A 14,770-nucleotide genomic window follows, 5' to 3' on the forward strand; every position below is an offset into this window, starting at 1 on the left:
GTCAGTTTTCCGTCGCCAGCGCGTCCTCGCGTTCCACGCCGTACTTGCGCAGCTTTTCCACCAGGGTGGTGCGACGCAGGCCGAGCAGCTGGGCCGCGTGGGCGACCACGCCGCCGGCGCGATCCAGGGCGTCGCGAATCAGGTTGAGTTCGATGCGGGCGATGTGCTCGCGCAGGTCGATGCCATCCTCGGGCAGGCGATCGGACGCGGCGGCGGCGACCTGTACCTCCACGGAGGCCGCGTCGAGGCCGGCGGCGCGGGGCGCAGGCGCGGGCGGCACCTCGGCCACCGGCGCAGGCAGCAGGCTGTCTTCTGGCAGGTAGCGGCGCGGCAGATCCTGCACCCGCACCAGGCCGCCGGGATGCAGCACCGCCATGCGCTCGACCAGGTTGGTCAGCTCGCGCACGTTGCCCGGCCAGGGATAGAAGCGCAGTGCCTGCAGGGTCTCGTCGGCGAACCGCACTTCGCCGCGGCCGGTGCGGGCCAGTTGCATCGCCAGGGTGGTGACCAGTGCCGGCAGATCGTCGAGGCGCTCGCGCAGCGCGGGCATCTCGATCGGGAACACGTTGAGGCGGTAGAACAGATCCTCGCGGAAGTGGCCTTCGGCGATGCGATCCTCCAGGTTGCGGTGGGTCGCGGCGATCACCCGCACGTTGCAGCGGATGGTCTGGTTGCCGCCCACGCGCTCGAAGCTGCGCTCCTGCAGCACGCGCAGCAGCTTGACCTGCATCGGCAGGCTCATGTCGCCGATTTCGTCCAGCAGCAGGGTGCCGCCCTCGGCCATCTCGAAGCGGCCCTTGCGCGCGCTCAGCGCGCCGGTGAAGGCGCCTTTCTCGTGGCCGAACAGCTCGCTTTCCAGCAGGTCCGGCGGAATCGCGCCGCAGTTGATGGCCACGAACGGACCGTCGCGGCGCGGCGAATGCTCGTGGATGGCACGCGCCACCACTTCCTTGCCGGTGCCGGATTCGCCCAGCACCAGCACGGTGGTGTCGAACGCGGCGACCTGGTCGATCAGCCGGCGCAGGCGCACCACCGCCGGGCTGTTGCCGGTCGGGCCGTTGCCCTGCGCGGTCTGCGCCTGGTGCTCGGTGTCCAGGCGCTTGAGGCTGGCCCGGCGCAGGCAGCTTTCCAGCTGGCTGTGGCGGATCGGCGTGTCCAGCGGCCACACTCCGGCCTCGTGCAGGCCGTGGGCGGTGGCGAACGCAGCCGGTTCGCCCTCCAGCAGCAGCACCGGCGGCGGCAATGGCGCGTCGCCCAGCCAGGCGAACAGCGCGCGGGTGGACGGGCCATCCTCGATCCGGCCGACGATCACCGCCATGAAGTCGTGCGGGCGGTGCCGGCGGATGTCCACGTCGCCGGCCTCCGCGGCCCAGCGCGGGGTCAGGTCCATGAACTCCAGCAGGTCGGTCACCCGCACCGCGCGGGCGGCATCGGCGTCGAGGACAAGGATTCGGGATTCACTCATGGCGGTTGTCTCGGAACTTTTCCAGGATGGGCAGGACTTCCTGGATGTAGGAAAGCTTGCTGACGAATTCGTCGGCGCCGGCGCGGCTGGCGTGCTCGCGGTGTTCGGCGTCGTCGAAGTGGCTGGCGATGACCACGAACGGCGGCTGGTCCTGGGTCTTGATCAGGCGGGTGGCCTGCAGGCCGCCCATTTCGGGCATGGCCAGGTCCATCAGCACCACGTCCGGGCGCAGCGATTCGGAACGCTCGATCGCCTCCAGGCCGTTGCTGGCGCGGCCGACGATGTCCAGCCAGTCCAGCTTGCGCAGGTGGCGGATGGCCGCGTTGATGAAACCCTCGTGGTCGTCCACCAGCAGTACGGTGATCTTGTTCATGCGCGTGCTTCCTTATCCGGCCCTGGCCAAGGCCGACACGTTACCGCGCCGGCGGTCGCGTGCGGAGGCGATGTCCAGCTGTTCCCGATACTTGGCGACCGTGCGGCGGGCGATGTGGATGCCCTGGCGGGCCAGCAGGCCGGCAATGGCCTCGTCGGCCAGCGGTTTGTGCGCGGGTTCGTTCTCGATCAGGCGGCGAACCATCGCGCGCACCGCCGGGCCGGACACGCTCGCGCCCTCCAGGCGGACGGCGAAGAAATGCTTCAGCTCGAAGGTGCCGCGCGGGGTCTGCATGTACTTGCCGGTGGTGATGCGCGAGACGGTGGATTCGTGCATGCCGATTTCGTCGGCGATTTCCTTCAGGGTCAGCGGCGCCATCGCCTCGTCGCCATGGGCGAGGAAGCCGGCCTGGCGTTCGACGATGGCGCGGGCGGTGCGCAGCAAGGTCTCGTAGCGCATCGACAGGCCGCGGGTCAGCCAGCGCGCTTCCTGCAGCAACTCGCGCAGGCGGCGTGCGCCGTCGCCCTGTTCGGCCTTCGGATCCAACTGGTCCAGCGCGCGCTCGTGCAGCGGCGACACCGACAGGCGCGGGGTGGTGGCCGGGTTCAGCGCGACCCGCCAGGCGCAGTCGGCATGCCAGGCGACCACGTCCGGCACGACGTGGCCGGTAACGGCGGGCAGCAGGGTTTCGGCCGGACGCGGCTGCAGCGACAGGATCAGGCGGATGCCTTCGCGGATCTGTTCCGGATCCAGGTGCAGGCGGGCGGCGAGTGCGTTTTCATCGTGCGCGGCCAGCAGGTCCAGTGCTTCGTCGAGAATGCGGGCGGCGATGTGGCGGGCCGGCACGCGGCCGGGCAGGGTGGCCAACTGCACCCGCAGGCATTCGCGCAAGTCGCGCGCGGCCAGGCCGGCGCATTCGCCGTGCAGGATGCGCTGGCGGACGACTTCGGCCGCGGCGGCGGTGATGGCGAAGCGTTCGGCGGCCTGGGCGGCCAGCGCGTCTGCGTCGGCATCCAGGTAGCCGGCCTCGTCGGTGTGTTCGAGCCAGAACGCGGCCACGGCCAGCGCGGGCGCATCCAGTTCCAGCGCCAGCGACTGCAGCGCGCGCACTTGCGGGTCGGTGCTGCCACCGTCTTCCAGGCCTTGCAGGCGGTCCTCGTCGCCGTCCTGCCAGCCGCCGCCGTGCACGTCCCACATCGAGGTTTCGGGCAGTTCGTCGAAGGCGGCGGTTTCCAGCGGGGCGCTGGCGGCATCGCCCTGCTCGCCGACGGCGACGGGCTCCTCTTCCAGTTCCAGCAGCGGATTGGCGTCCAGCGCGCGGCGGACTTCCATTTCCAGTTGCAGGCCGTCCAGTTGCAGCAGCCGGATCGATTGCAGCAGCTGCGGCGTGAGGTGCAGTTGCTGGCCGAGCTGCGTGGTGAGTCCCGTCTTCATCCCCTAATCCCCATTCGCCGCGTTTGCATCGTTGCCCCGATTCGACGTTCACGTGGATTTCACGTCGTGGGGGAACTTTGCGCCGCGCGCGGCGGAAAAAGAATCAGGGCGTTTCTGGTTATGGTGGGGGTATGCCCGAGGGCGCTGTCAGGGATTTCCTGACATCGCCGGACTTTGGACGCGATGGGGTGTCGGGTGAATGGCGGGGAGAGCGCCGTCGGGGGCCTTGGGAAGACCTGGCGACGGTGCGCCGCCGCGGGAACGGCGGACGCCCCCTTGTCTTGCAAGGCCCGGGCCAGAAACCTCAGGCCAGATCGTTCTGGTGGCGCGCGGCCAGCAGCAGCAGATCGTTGGCGCGCCGGCAGCCCAGCGACTCCATCATCCGCGCACGGTGGGTTTCCACGGTCTTGACGCTGATGCCCAGGTGCGCGGCGATTTCCTTGCTGCTCATGCCGCCGCCCAGCTTGCGCAGGATCTGGCGCTGGCGCGGCGACAGCGCGTCGATGCCGGTCGGCCGCGCCTGGCCGAGCATCGGCGCCAGCATCTTCGACGACACCTGCGGACTTAGGAACACCTGGCCGGCGGCGGCCGCGCGCAGGGCCAGTTCCAGTTCCATCGGCGCGGCCTCCTTGACCACGAAGCCGGCGCAGCCGCGATCCAGCGCGCTGCGCACCTGGCCGGGATCGTTGTGCATCGACATGATCACGACCTTGGTCTGCGGCAGCGATTCCTTCAGCGGCTTGAGCAGATCCAGTCCGCTGCGATCGGGCAGCGACAGGTCCAGCAGGATGACATCGGGCCGGTGGATCGCGGCCATGTCCAGCGCCTGCTGCGCGTCCGAAGCCTCCGCCACCACGTCCACGTCCGCGATCGACTGGAGCAGGCGGCCGATGCCGGCACGCACCAGGGTATGGTCATCAACGATCAGGACACGCACAGGAGGGGGCAGGGCTCGGAGGGGAAGTCGGGCCACGATAGCGGCACGTCGGGATCCCGCCAATGTTACTTAAGTGTCGAAGCCGTCAAAGCTTGAAGTTCGTCACACAAGCTTGTCCCCGCGCGACGGGTTTCCGTCAGCGCGCCCGTTGTCCGTGCGGCCGGCAGTCGTTCGCAGACGAGAGCGAGGGTGATGAACCTCAGTCGGCCTGGCGCGCCATCAGCCGCGCTTCGGCGATCTGGCGGCGGTGCAGCCGGAACAGGTGCCGCTCCAGGGCGTCGGCCAGGCCGGCGCCGAGCGGTGCGAAGCGCAGCCACAGGTGATGCTGGCCGTCGGCGGTGGTGGATGTCGCCAGCACCCGTGCCGGCAGTTCGATGTAATCGCTCAGCCAACTGGCCGGTTCGATCAGCGCCGTCGCAGCTTCGCCCTGGCCGATCGCGAAAGGCTCGGCGGCGTCCAGGCGCAAGCCCAGGTGCGACCAGCGCAGCCCGCGCAGGGGCAGGGCGTCGTCGCGCTGGCGCGCCAGCTTGCCGACCAGGTTCATCAGCAGGTCGACCTTGGCTTCCAGGCGCTGGAACGAGATCGACGGCTCGCCCTTGCGATCGTCGGTGTCGTCTCCGCGCGCGTCCTCGGCGATCGCCAGTGCGTGCAGCAGCGATTCGGCCGCGGCCGGCGGCTGGCGCGCCTCGCCGGCGCGGAATCCCGCCGGCAGCCAGGCTTCGCAGGTCAGGGCGTCGCCAAACAGTTCGGTTTCCGCCGGATGGCTCAGCAGGGGCACGCGCGTGGGCATGGCTCAGGCTCCCGGTGTCGACAGGTAGGCACGCGCGGCGCGCTCGGCCTGCTGCGACTCGCGCAGCTTGCGCGCGGCCGCGTCGCGGGCGTCGCGCAGGCGGTCCTGCAACTGCAACTGCGCATACAGCAGGTTGGACAGCGCGTCGGTGCCGGTATCGCGGCCCTGCGCGGCCTGCATGAAATCGCGGACATCGCGGTCATGCTGGTCCAGCAGGCCCTGCACGGTGTCCAGGTCGCCGTTCTGCAGGCCGTCGTGCATGGCCTGCAATTGCGCGAACAGGGCGTCCATCGACACCGCGGTCATCTCAGGCCCCCTGGACCACGGCCGGGCGCTGCCGCTGCTCGGCGGGAATGGCGTTCCAGGCCGACTCGATTTCGCCGAGCAGTTCCAGCGATTCGCGCAATGCGGCCGCGTCGTTGTGCAGGTTGGCCTCGATCAGGCGGCCCTGCAGGTAGTCGTACAGCGCCGACAGGCTGCCGGCGATTTCGCCGCCGGCCTCGTGATCCAGCGAACCATTGAGATGGCCGATGATCGCGCAGACCTCGCCGATGGCCTTGCCCTTGCGAGCCAGGTCGCCGTGCTCCACGCAGGCCTCCGCCAGCCGGATGCGATCGCAGGCACCGGCCAGCAACAAGGCGACCAGGCGGTGCGGATCGGCTTCCATCACGGCGCTGCTGATGCCCGTGTTGCGGTACTGCGCGGCGTAAGAATGGGCTGACATTCCTTCTCTCTCCTGTCTCCCGCGGAACCCCCGCGGATGTGGCCTTACTGCGAGGCCAGTGCGGCAAGCTGCTGCGAAAGGTACGAACTGGTGCTGTTCATGCGCGACATCATGTTGTCCAGCGCCACGAACTGCGCCTTGTAGCGATTGCCGACCGATTCCATGCGCGCATCCAGCGCCTTGCGCTGGTTGCCGATGTCCTTGATCTGGGCGTTCAGGCCATCGGTGCGGCGGGTGAGCGAGCCTTCCTTGCCGATGTAGGTGGCCACGGTCGCCTGCAGCTTGCCGGCGAACCCGTTGTCGCCGGTGAAGGCGGCGCGCACCTTTTCCGGATTCGATGTCATCAGCGCGTCGAACTTGGTCGCATCCAGGGTCAAGGTGCCGTCCGAAGCCGGATAGCCCTTGGTCTGCAGGCCCAGGGTCTTGGCATCCAGGCCCTGCTGGGCGAGGTTGCCCAGCAGATCACCCAGTACGCCGCGCAGTTGGCCGGCGATGCCGCGCATCTGCGCGTCGCCGGTCAGCGCCGACGGCGTGTCCGTGCCGGCGTCGTACTTGGTCGAGCTGTTGATGGCGGTGATCGCGGCGTTGTACGCGGTCACGAAGTCCTGCACCAGCTTGCGGCTGGCGGCCACGTCGCTGGAGATGGAGACGGTGCTGGTGCCCTTGGTCTTCAGATCCAGGGTCAGTCCGGGCACGGCATCGGTGATCTTGTTGCTGCTGGCGGTCACGGTCAGGCCGTCGATGGAGACCCGCGCATCCGCGGCGGGAGTTCGTTCGACCATGCTGTTGACCAGGTTCTGCAGGTCCGCGCCGCCTTCGCCGAAGGCCAGCGAGATGCCGTTGGCGACGCCGGGCTTGTCCGAGGCCACCGACAGGAACAGGCCGTCGTTGGAGGTGATCACGCTGGCCTGCACGCCCTTGCTGCGCGCGGCGTCGTTGATCGCGCTGCGCACGTCGACCAGGCGGGCACCTTCGGCGATGTCGATGTCGAGCGTCTCGCCGCCCACCGTCAGCGTCAGTTTGCCGGCACCGAAGGTCTGTTCGGCCGAAACGGGCTGGTCGGCGGTCCACTTGTTGGCGGTGGCCAGGTCCAGCACTTCGATCCGGTACTCGCCGCTGGGCGTGCCCTTGCCGGCGATCGCGCCCAGCACGGTTTCGGTGCCGACCTTGCTGGTGCGGCTGTCGAAGGCATCAGCCGCCTTGAGCGCCTTCAGCGCGGTTTCCAGCGTGCTGAAGGCCGAGCTGACCGTGCCCAGCGCGGAGACCTTGAACTTGGCGCTCGACTCGATGCGGTTGAGGCGGGCGTCGGCGGGCTTGCGGTCCGCTGCCACCAGCTTCTCCACCATGCCGGTGATGTCCAGGCCGGAGCCGACACCACCATAACCGAGCGAGTAGTCTGCCATCGAGGATCTCCTGTCGTGCCCGTTCCGGAACGGGCGTCGGGGCGACCCTGGCATCCCTGATGGATGGCGGTGTCGCCCGTGTAGTGGTAGCGGCCTCCGGAGGCCGATCTTTAGCCCGCATTTCTCCGTCTCCCGCCGCCGGCGCTTGAGCCCCGGTCGGCGAGAAATGCGGGACGACCGGTCTGATGCAGGATTTGTGCCAGTGGAGCCGGGATTCGTGATTCGGGATTGGCGATCAGTGCTTTTGCCAATCCCGAATCCCCTATCTCGAATCCCCAAAAAAAGAAACCCCTCCCGTTTCCGGAAGGGGTTTGGGTACTGCCAAGACGGAGGGAGACGAATCCGTCCGTATGCGACAGGAAGCTGAAACAGTGGAGCGGTGGGAACCGATCAGCGCAGCAGGCTGAGCACGTTCTGCGGCACCTGGTTGGCCTGGGCCAGCATGGCCGTACCGGCCTGCTGCAGGATCTGGGTGCGGGTCAGTTCGGCGGTTTCCTTGGCGAAGTCGGTGTCGCGGATGCGGCTGCGCGAGGCGGCCAGATTTTCCGAGCTGGTCTGCAGGTTGGCGACCACCGAGGTGAAGCGGTTCTGGATGGCACCCAGGTCGGCGCGCGCGCTGTTGACCGAGGTCAGCGCCTTGTCGACGATTTCCAGCGCCTGCTGCGCACCCTTGAAGCCCGAGATGTCCAGGGCCGACACGAAGGTGTTGGTGGCGGTGGTGGTGGCGGCGGTCTTGGCCGTGTAGGTCTGGCCGGAGTCGGCCGCGTTCACGCCGGTCCAGGTGCCGACCGTGGCGGTGATCGCCTTGAACGAACCGTCGGTGTTGGTGCTGTCCTTGACCGAGGTCAGGGTGACGCCGGTGGTGCCGTTGACCTCGGCGTAGACGCCGGTCTCGCCCATCTTGGCGTTGATCGCGGTGACCAGCGCGCTGCGCGCGGCGGCGGCGGTTTCCGCGCCGGTGGCGCCCTGGGCCACGTTGACCTCGTCGATGCTCACGCCGTTGACCTTCAGGCCGGTGACCTTGACCGCCGCGTTGGTGGTCAGGTCGGCCAGGGTCAGGGCGTTGGAGTCGAACTTGGCGCCGCCCAGCGCGTCGGCCTTGGCGTTGACGACCTTGTCGATGGCGATGGCCTGGCCGGCATTGGCGCCGACCTGGAACAACTGGCTGGAGAACGAGCCGTCCAGCAGCTTGGTGCCGTTGAAGTCGGCCTGCTTGGCGACGCGATCGATTTCCGCGGCCAGCTGCTTGACTTCGGCGTTCAGCGCGGCGCGGTCGGAACCGGAGTTCGACGCGTTGGCCGACTGCACGGCCAGTTCGCGGATGCGCTGCAGGTTGTTGCCGATTTCGGTCAGCGAACCTTCCGCGACCTGGGCCAGCGAGATGCCGTCGTTGGCGTTGCGCACGGCCACGTCCAGGCCGCGGATCTGGGTGCTGAAGCGCTCGGAGATGGCCAGGCCGGCGGCGTCGTCGCGGGCGCTGTTGATGCGCAGGCCGGAAGACAGCCGCTGGATGGTGGTGGCCAGCGAGGACCCGCTGGTGCCCAGGTTGCGCTGGGCGTTCAACGAGATCGTATTGGTGTTGATGACTTGTGCCATGAGAGGTTTCCTTTGGCGTTGATGCGAAGGGCGAAAGTGGTGCCTGGCCGGGGCGGACGGGGAAAGAGTCCGCCCCGGCTTTGTTCTCCGTGATTAGCGGAGCAGGCTGAGGACGTTCTGCGGCACCTGGTTGGCCTGGGCCAGCATGGCCGTGCCGGCCTGCTGCAGGATCTGGGTGCGGGTCAGTTCGGCGGTTTCCTTGGCGAAGTCGGTGTCGCGGATGCGGCTGCGCGAGGCGGCCAGGTTTTCCGAGCTGGTCTGCAGGTTGGCGACCACCGAGGTGAAGCGGTTCTGGATGGCACCCAGGTCGGCGCGCGCGCTGTTGACCGAGGTCAGCGCCTTGTCGACGATCTGCAGCGCCTTCTGCGCGCCGGAGAAGGTGGAGATGTCCAGGTCGTCCACGAACTTGGCGTCGGTGGCGGCGATGGCGGTGTTGGTCAGGGTGCCGCCGGCCAGCGTGCTGGTGATCTGGTCGCCGACCTTGCCTTCCTTCCAGGACGAGAACGAGACCGCACCGGTGGTGGTGTTCACTTCCGCGGTGATGCCGGTATCGCCGGTCTTGGCGTTCACGGCCGCGGCGATCGCCGTGCCCTTGGCGACCTGGCTGGCCGTGGCCGCTTCGGCCGCGGTCGCGTAGGTGGCGCCGGACGCGGCGATGTCGATGGCCGCGAAGCTGGTGGTGGTGCCACCGTTGGTGACCGTGAACGCGGCGATGGTGCCGGCGTCATAGCTGTACGGGCCGGCGCCGGCGGTGGTGCTGGCGTTGGCGGTGAAGCTGGCTTGGGCGAACATCGAACCACCCAGTGCTTCGGCCTTGGCGTTGACGACCTTGTCGATGGCGATGGCCTGGCCGGCATTGGCGCCGACCTGGAACAGCTGGCTGGAGAACGAACCGTCCAGCAGCTTGCTGCCGTTGAAATCAGCCTGCTTGGCGACGCGGTCGATTTCCGAGGTCAGCTGCTTGACTTCGGCGTTCAGCGCGGCGCGATCCGACGACGAGTTGGTCGCGTTGGCGGACTGCACGGCCAGCTCGCGGATGCGCTGCAGGTTGTTGCCGATTTCGGTCAGCGAGCCTTCCGCGACCTGGGCCAGCGAGATGCCGTCGTTGGCATTGCGCACGGCCACGTCCAGGCCCCGGATCTGGGTGCTGAAGCGTTCCGAGATGGCCAGGCCGGCGGCGTCGTCCTTGGCGCTGTTGATGCGCAGGCCGGAAGACAGCCGCTGGATGGTGGTGGCCAACGAGGATCCGCTGGTGCCCAGGTTGCGCTGGGCGTTCAGCGAAATCGTGTTGGTGTTGATCACTTGTGCCATGAGTTCGACTCCTTGGGCGTTCTCTGCACGGGGAACGAGTTTTCAACGATTCCCCGCCGTGCCATCGGGGACGCGAGGGTTAACGTTGCAACAGGCTCAGGACGTTCTGCGGCACCTGGTTGGCCTGGGCGAGCATGGCCGTGCCGGCCTGCTGCAGGATCTGGGTGCGGGTCAGTTCGGCGGTTTCCTTGGCGAAGTCGGTGTCGCGGATGCGGCTGCGCGAGGCGGCCAGGTTTTCCGAGCTGGTCTGCAGGTTGGCGACCACCGAGGTGAAGCGGTTCTGGATGGCACCCAGGTCGGCGCGCGCGCCGTTCACCGCGGTCAGTGCCTTGTCGACGATTTCCAGCGCCTGCTGGGCGCCGGCGAAGGAAGTGATGTCCAGATCCTTGACGAAGCTGCCGGTGACGCCGGTCAGGGCGCCGCCGTTGGTGCTGGTCTGGGTCAGGCCGATGTTGGCCAGGGTCGCCGGCGTGGCGCCGGTCACCGTCGGGCCGGCGAAGGCCAGCGCGAAGGTCTGGCCGGCCTCGACCGAGGTCAGGTTCAGCACGCCGGACTTCACCTCGGCGTAGACGCCGGTCTCGCCCAGCTTGGCGTTGACGGCCGCGGCCGTCGCCTGGGAGATGGACTGGCCGGCCTTCACTTCGAACGCGCCGATGTTGACCGTGCTGGCGGCGCCGCCGCCCGGCGGGGTCACCGTCAACTGCAACTGCGAGAACACGGTGTCGACGGTGGCCAGATCCTCGTTGACTCCCGCGGTGCCGGCGTTGTCCAGCGCGGTGCCCACGTAGACGTTGGCGAACTGCACGCCGCCCAGGGTCTGCGAGCGGGCGTCGACCACCTTGTCGATGGCGATGGCCTGGCCGGCGTTGGCGCCGACCTGGAACAGCTGGCTGGTGAAGGTGCCGTCCAGCAGCTTGGTGCCATTGAAGTCGGCCTGCTTGGCGACGCGATCGATTTCCGCGCTCAGCTGCTTGACTTCCGCGTTCAGTGCGGCGCGGTCGGTCGAGGAGTTGGAGGCGTTGGCCGACTGCACGGCCAGTTCGCGGATGCGCTGCAGGTTGTTGCCGATTTCGCTCAGCGAACCTTCGGCGACCTGGGCCAGCGAGATGCCGTCGTTGGCATTGCGCACGGCCACGTCCAGGCCCCGGATCTGGGTGCTGAAGCGCTCGGAGATGGCCAATCCGGCGGCATCGTCCTTGGCGCTGTTGATGCGCAGTCCGGAGGACAGGCGCTGGATGGTGGTGGCCAGTGAAGTGCCGCTGGTGCTCAGGTTGCGCTGAGCGTTCAACGACATCGTATTGGTGTTGATTACCTGTGCCATGGGTCGTCTCCTCTTATTTGGGTCCCGGCGTTGATGGAAAGAGGGTGCTGCCGGTTTGTTGGTTTGTTGGCTAGTCGCCCTCTGCTTGCGAAAGGGATAACGGCGTTGCCCGGAAAACCTTTAGGCCCGGGATGAGAATTTCGTGCGGAAGACGCGCAGGTGCGGTACGCCGCGCGCGCCTTATTCGGCAGGGCGCGGCGGAACTTTAGGGCCGGGGAGAACCGGTGGGACGGAGCCCGCTTCGTCGCTTTTTCGCGACATCGGACTCCCGCAGCAGGGCAAGTCTGGCCCTGCAAGACAAAGGCGAGGAGCGGAGATTGCCCCGCTGCGTGGACTCAGGGCGTTGGCGTCTTGCGCCAGGCGTCGTCCGGGTCGTCCAGCAGCGCAAGATCCGGGAAGCGATACTCGCAACCGATCAGCACGCGCTGCCGCAGGCCCGGGCGATCCTCCGTATACAGGACCAGTGCATGCAGGTCGTCGAGCGCACCGGACAACGGCGCCTGGCTGTCGGCGAGACTGGCTTCAAGGACGCGGGCGACGTCGTCGGCGCTGCCGCCCACCACCATCAGTACCCGGTTGGCGGTGATGACCACCGCATCGCTTTCATGGCCCCAGGCCTGTACCGGCGTCTCCAGCCGGTACAGGTCCATCGGTGGATCCGAATACTGCCGCTCGGCCTGCACGAAATCATCGGGGCGTTCCCGGCGCAGGCGCGGCAGCAGGCGGCCGATGTCCGGACCGCTGCGACAGGTGAGGGCATCGAACAGCGGGTCGCCGGTTCCCTCGACGGAATCCTGCGCGGGCACGGGCACGGGCGCGTTCGCCGATGCCGGAGCGGCCGGCACCGACGAAGGCGCTATCGGCGGGGGCGGGACCGGGCGCTGCTGCGCCTGCGCGGTTCCAATGCACGCCAGCAGCAACGCCACCGCGCAGCGTTTATTCAAGCTGCTCGTTCGCATGCCGGGCATCGAGGGCCTCCATGGCGTCGCGCGGCTTCAGCTTGCCGGCTTTCTCGAAAGCTGCCGCCGCCGCATCTTCCTTCTTGTCGCCGTACAACAGCAGCAGCACGTTGGCATGCTCGACGTGGGCGATGGGCGAGTCGGGCGTCAGCTTCAGCGCGGCCTTGATGTGCGATTCGGCCTCGGCGGCTTTCGCACCGTAGGTCAGGCCGCCGATCATGGCGCCGATCTTGTCGATGATCTCCGCGTGGTACAGCGCCAGCGCGGTATGCGCCTCGGCATGCTTGGGTGCCCGTTCAAGGGTGGCGTCCAGCGCTTCGCGCACCTTGCCCGCGATGCCCTGCTTGAGCGCCTTGACGATGCTCAGCCCCTGGCTGTATCGCCCCAGCGCGAATGCATGGCGATAGTGGCTGTTGGCTTCCTCCGGCAATGCCTTGACCGCGGCCTCGGCCAGCTTGGCGGCCTGCTCGAAGCGCTTGAGTTTTTCGTCCTCGTCATCGACCAGATAGGTCGCATGGATGCCCAGCGCCTTGACCGCGACCGAGGCGCCGAGCGGGCCGAGCGCCTGGCCGGCCTCGAAGGCAGTCTGGAAGTCGCCGCGATGGAAGGCTCGCCAGGCCTCCTGCAACGCACTCGCCACGCCGGCGGCATCCTGGCCCTTGGCGGCCTTGCCGGCGGCGTCGATCAGGGCCTGCGCACGCTTGGCGTCGGGGTAGGGCTCGGCATCGCCCGCATGCAGCGCCGGCCAGGCCTTCTTCAGGGCGTCGCCCGCGTAGCTGAACGCCTTGGCATCCAATGGAAACGGTGCCCATTTCGCCTGCTTGCCCGCCATGCCGACTCCCTCCCTTGATGGTTCGAATGAGCATGGCCGCAGCCCTTGCCGCTGACAAGCCCCGCGCCGCTAGTGTGTTTGCTCGATGCCGCGGCTTCAGCATCGAATCCGGAAGCCTGCCACCGTGGCCGGTGTCGAGGAGTCCCCCATGACTGCCAGGAACAAGACCACCCCGCGGGCCAAGGCCCCGGAACCCAACCTCCGCCATGTCTGGCTTGCCGGCCTCGGCGCGGTCGCGATCGCGCGCCGCCGCGGCGCCCGGCGCCTGACGTCGGCGAAGCAGGACATTAAACGCATCGCGCGGCAGGCACAGGCCACGCTGCGGCAGGTGCGGATGCAGGGCGAGGCATCGGTGGGCCGGTTCAGCGCGGACGTGGAGACGCGGTTGGCACCGGTGCTGGAGAAACTGGGCCTGGGCTCGTCGAAGCCGGCGCCGAAGGGACGTCGCAAGCCAGCGGCCGCGAAGTCCGCTCGACCGGCGCCGCGCAAGCGGGCGGCCGCCGCGCGCAAGGGTACGGGGCGCAAGCGCGCTTGATTGGGCGGAGCGGACGTTGCTACGCCGCTTGCGGTCTTTGCCTCTGCGCCTTTTGGCGCTGACGCGCGCCGTGCCCGGGAACGGCTCCGCTCTCCATGTTCAATCGACGTAGGCCGTCGTCAAGGTATTCAAATGCACCCGTTCCGCATCGCGCAGGAACGGCGCCACCAGCATCATCACCTGCACGATGCCATGGCGAATGGCGATCTGCTCGTCCTTGTCCCCACGCGCGGCCGCGTAGTTCAGCCAGAACGTGGCCACCACCAGGATGTTGGTCGCGGTCGCGGCCAGCTCCGCGGCCGAGGCGCGCATCACCCCGGCCTGGCCCAGTCCGCGCATCACCGCATGCGCGCTGTCGTCGGCGCGCTTGAGCAGGCGGGCGAATCGGATCCGCAGGCGACGGTTGCGGCTGAGGATCTCCACCAGATCCCGGTACAGGAAGCGATAGTCCCAGATGCACTCGAACACCAGGTGCAGTTGCAGCCAGATGTCCTCGAGCCCCGGCAAGCGGTCCACCGGCGCGGTGAGGGCGACGTCCATCCGCTCCTCGTAGCGGGCGAACAGCTGTTCGATGATGTCGTCCTTGTTGCGGAAGTGGTAGTACAGGTTGCCGGGGCTGATCTCCAGCTCGTCGGCGATGTGGTTGGTGGTGACGTGTGGCTCGCCCTGCGCATTGAACATCGCGAGCGAGGCATCGAGGATGCGCTGGCGGGTATCGCGCGCCACGGCCTCAGGCGGTCAGCTTCTTCACCAGGTCCACGTACTTCTTCTGCGCGTCCCCGGGAGCGGTGCCCTTGAGCTTGGCCCAGGCCTCGTACTTGGCGGTGCCCACGAAATCGAAGAAACCGGGCTTGTCGCCCTTCACATCACCCTCCGAACCCTGCTTGTACAGCGCGTACAGGCGCAGCAGGGTTTCGTTGTCGGGGCGTTCGGCCAGGCCCTGGATGTCACGGGAAGCCTGTTCGAAAGCGGAATTCAGATCAGACATGAGGACTACCTCCCAATAGTGCCGGCATCACACCACGCGGGGCATGACCGGTCAATCGGGGCGGGATTGTGGAACCCAAACGGCTCTGGCAAGTTAACCGCG

At 68.0% G+C, this 14,770-nt stretch carries 16 protein-coding genes; 1 reads left to right on the forward strand and 15 read right to left on the reverse strand.

The genetic code is table 11. The annotated features are described in order from the left end of the window. Nucleotide 1 precedes the first annotated feature (1 nt). From FG323_RS01110 to FG323_RS01170, 13 genes are all read right to left on the reverse strand, one after another. Nucleotides 2–1,465 carry a sigma-54 dependent transcriptional regulator gene (locus FG323_RS01110; protein ID WP_141452596.1) on the reverse strand — a complete coding sequence of 488 codons (1,464 nt, stop codon included), beginning with the start codon at nt 1,463–1,465 and terminating at the stop codon, nt 2–4. Next, nucleotides 1,458–1,838, reverse strand: a complete 381-nt coding sequence (locus tag FG323_RS01115) for a response regulator transcription factor (protein ID WP_141452597.1) — start codon at nt 1,836–1,838, stop codon at nt 1,458–1,460. The genes FG323_RS01110 and FG323_RS01115 overlap by 8 nt, the downstream gene beginning before the upstream one ends. 12 nt (nt 1,839–1,850) lie before the next feature. Then, entirely contained in the window at nt 1,851–3,272 is a 1,422-nt protein-coding gene (rpoN, locus tag FG323_RS01120) for an RNA polymerase factor sigma-54 (RefSeq protein WP_141452598.1), read from the reverse strand. 304 nt (nt 3,273–3,576) lie between these two features. After that, entirely contained in the window at nt 3,577–4,209 is a 633-nt protein-coding gene (locus FG323_RS01125; RefSeq protein ID WP_141452599.1) for a response regulator transcription factor, read from the reverse strand. 199 nt (nt 4,210–4,408) lie between these two features. Beyond that, the gene (locus FG323_RS01130) at nt 4,409–4,999 is read right to left on the reverse strand and encodes a PilZ domain-containing protein (RefSeq protein ID WP_141452600.1); all 591 of its coding nucleotides are present in this window, start codon (nt 4,997–4,999) and stop codon (nt 4,409–4,411) included. A 3-nt stretch (nt 5,000–5,002) separates the two neighbouring features. After that, on the reverse strand, nt 5,003–5,305 hold the full coding sequence (locus FG323_RS01135) for a hypothetical protein (protein ID WP_141452601.1): 303 nt from the start codon (nt 5,303–5,305) through the stop codon (nt 5,003–5,005). Between the two features lies 1 nt (nt 5,306). Beyond that, nucleotides 5,307–5,723 (reverse strand): flagellar export chaperone FliS, encoded by a 417-nt coding sequence (fliS, locus tag FG323_RS01140; RefSeq protein WP_141452602.1) that lies wholly within the window; start codon nt 5,721–5,723, stop codon nt 5,307–5,309. Nucleotides 5,724–5,767: 44 nt separating this feature from the next. After that, entirely contained in the window at nt 5,768–7,126 is a 1,359-nt protein-coding gene (gene fliD / locus FG323_RS01145; RefSeq protein WP_141452603.1) for a flagellar filament capping protein FliD, read from the reverse strand. A gap of 390 nt (nt 7,127–7,516) precedes the next feature. Beyond that, on the reverse strand, nt 7,517–8,722 hold the full coding sequence (locus FG323_RS01150) for a flagellin (RefSeq protein ID WP_141452604.1): 1,206 nt from the start codon (nt 8,720–8,722) through the stop codon (nt 7,517–7,519). 93 nt (nt 8,723–8,815) lie between these two features. Next, a complete protein-coding gene (locus FG323_RS01155; protein WP_141452605.1) occupies nt 8,816–10,033 on the reverse strand; it encodes a flagellin in 1,218 nt (405 codons plus the stop codon). Between the two features lie 79 nt (nt 10,034–10,112). Continuing rightward, on the reverse strand, nt 10,113–11,354 hold the full coding sequence (locus tag FG323_RS01160; protein ID WP_141452606.1) for a flagellin: 1,242 nt from the start codon (nt 11,352–11,354) through the stop codon (nt 10,113–10,115). A 335-nt stretch (nt 11,355–11,689) separates the two neighbouring features. After that, entirely contained in the window at nt 11,690–12,298 is a 609-nt protein-coding gene (locus FG323_RS01165) for a hypothetical protein (protein ID WP_141452607.1), read from the reverse strand. Further along, nucleotides 12,291–13,145, reverse strand: coding sequence for a hypothetical protein (locus tag FG323_RS01170; RefSeq protein ID WP_141452608.1), 855 nt, complete (start codon nt 13,143–13,145; stop codon nt 12,291–12,293). Before FG323_RS01170 ends, FG323_RS01165 begins: the two co-directional genes overlap by 8 nt. Nucleotides 13,146–13,293: 148 nt before the next feature. On the opposite strand from FG323_RS01170, the gene FG323_RS01175 reads away from it, so the two are divergent. Then, nucleotides 13,294–13,680 carry a hypothetical protein gene (locus FG323_RS01175; RefSeq protein WP_141452609.1) on the forward strand — a complete coding sequence of 129 codons (387 nt, stop codon included), beginning with the start codon at nt 13,294–13,296 and terminating at the stop codon, nt 13,678–13,680. Nucleotides 13,681–13,779: 99 nt separating this feature from the next. Here FG323_RS01175 and FG323_RS01180 read toward each other — a convergent pair whose 3' ends face one another. Further along, nucleotides 13,780–14,406: a TetR/AcrR family transcriptional regulator gene (locus FG323_RS01180; protein ID WP_141452610.1), complete on the reverse strand. Its 627-nt coding sequence runs from the start codon at nt 14,404–14,406 to the stop codon at nt 13,780–13,782. Between the two features lie 4 nt (nt 14,407–14,410). Next, complete coding sequence (locus FG323_RS01185; protein ID WP_141452611.1) at nt 14,411–14,668, reverse strand: acyl-CoA-binding protein; 258 nt, start codon at nt 14,666–14,668, stop codon at nt 14,411–14,413. Nucleotides 14,669–14,770: the final 102 nt, after the last annotated feature.

This window comes from Pseudoxanthomonas sp. z9, from assembly GCF_006542425.1.
Classification (GTDB): domain Bacteria; phylum Pseudomonadota; class Gammaproteobacteria; order Xanthomonadales; family Xanthomonadaceae; genus Pseudoxanthomonas_A.

Bases quoted from the DNA above. Each gene is read 5' to 3' on its own strand.
- FG323_RS01110 (WP_141452596.1), bottom strand. From the start codon at position 1,465: ATGAGTGAATCCCGAATCCTTGTCCTCGACGCCGATGCCGCCCGCGCG.
- FG323_RS01115 (WP_141452597.1), bottom strand. From the start codon at position 1,838: ATGAACAAGATCACCGTACTGCTGGTGGACGACCACGAGGGTTTCATC.
- rpoN (WP_141452598.1), bottom strand. From the start codon at position 3,272: ATGAAGACGGGACTCACCACGCAGCTCGGCCAGCAACTGCACCTCACG.
- FG323_RS01130 (WP_141452600.1), bottom strand. From the start codon at position 4,999: ATGCCCACGCGCGTGCCCCTGCTGAGCCATCCGGCGGAAACCGAACTG.
- FG323_RS01135 (WP_141452601.1), bottom strand. From the start codon at position 5,305: ATGACCGCGGTGTCGATGGACGCCCTGTTCGCGCAATTGCAGGCCATG.
- fliS (WP_141452602.1), bottom strand. From the start codon at position 5,723: ATGTCAGCCCATTCTTACGCCGCGCAGTACCGCAACACGGGCATCAGC.
- fliD (WP_141452603.1), bottom strand. From the start codon at position 7,126: ATGGCAGACTACTCGCTCGGTTATGGTGGTGTCGGCTCCGGCCTGGAC.
- FG323_RS01150 (WP_141452604.1), bottom strand. From the start codon at position 8,722: ATGGCACAAGTCATCAACACCAATACGATCTCGTTGAACGCCCAGCGC.
- FG323_RS01155 (WP_141452605.1), bottom strand. From the start codon at position 10,033: ATGGCACAAGTGATCAACACCAACACGATTTCGCTGAACGCCCAGCGC.
- FG323_RS01160 (WP_141452606.1), bottom strand. From the start codon at position 11,354: ATGGCACAGGTAATCAACACCAATACGATGTCGTTGAACGCTCAGCGC.
- FG323_RS01170 (WP_141452608.1), bottom strand. From the start codon at position 13,145: ATGGCGGGCAAGCAGGCGAAATGGGCACCGTTTCCATTGGATGCCAAG.
- FG323_RS01175 (WP_141452609.1), top strand. From the start codon at position 13,294: ATGACTGCCAGGAACAAGACCACCCCGCGGGCCAAGGCCCCGGAACCC.
- FG323_RS01185 (WP_141452611.1), bottom strand. From the start codon at position 14,668: ATGTCTGATCTGAATTCCGCTTTCGAACAGGCTTCCCGTGACATCCAG.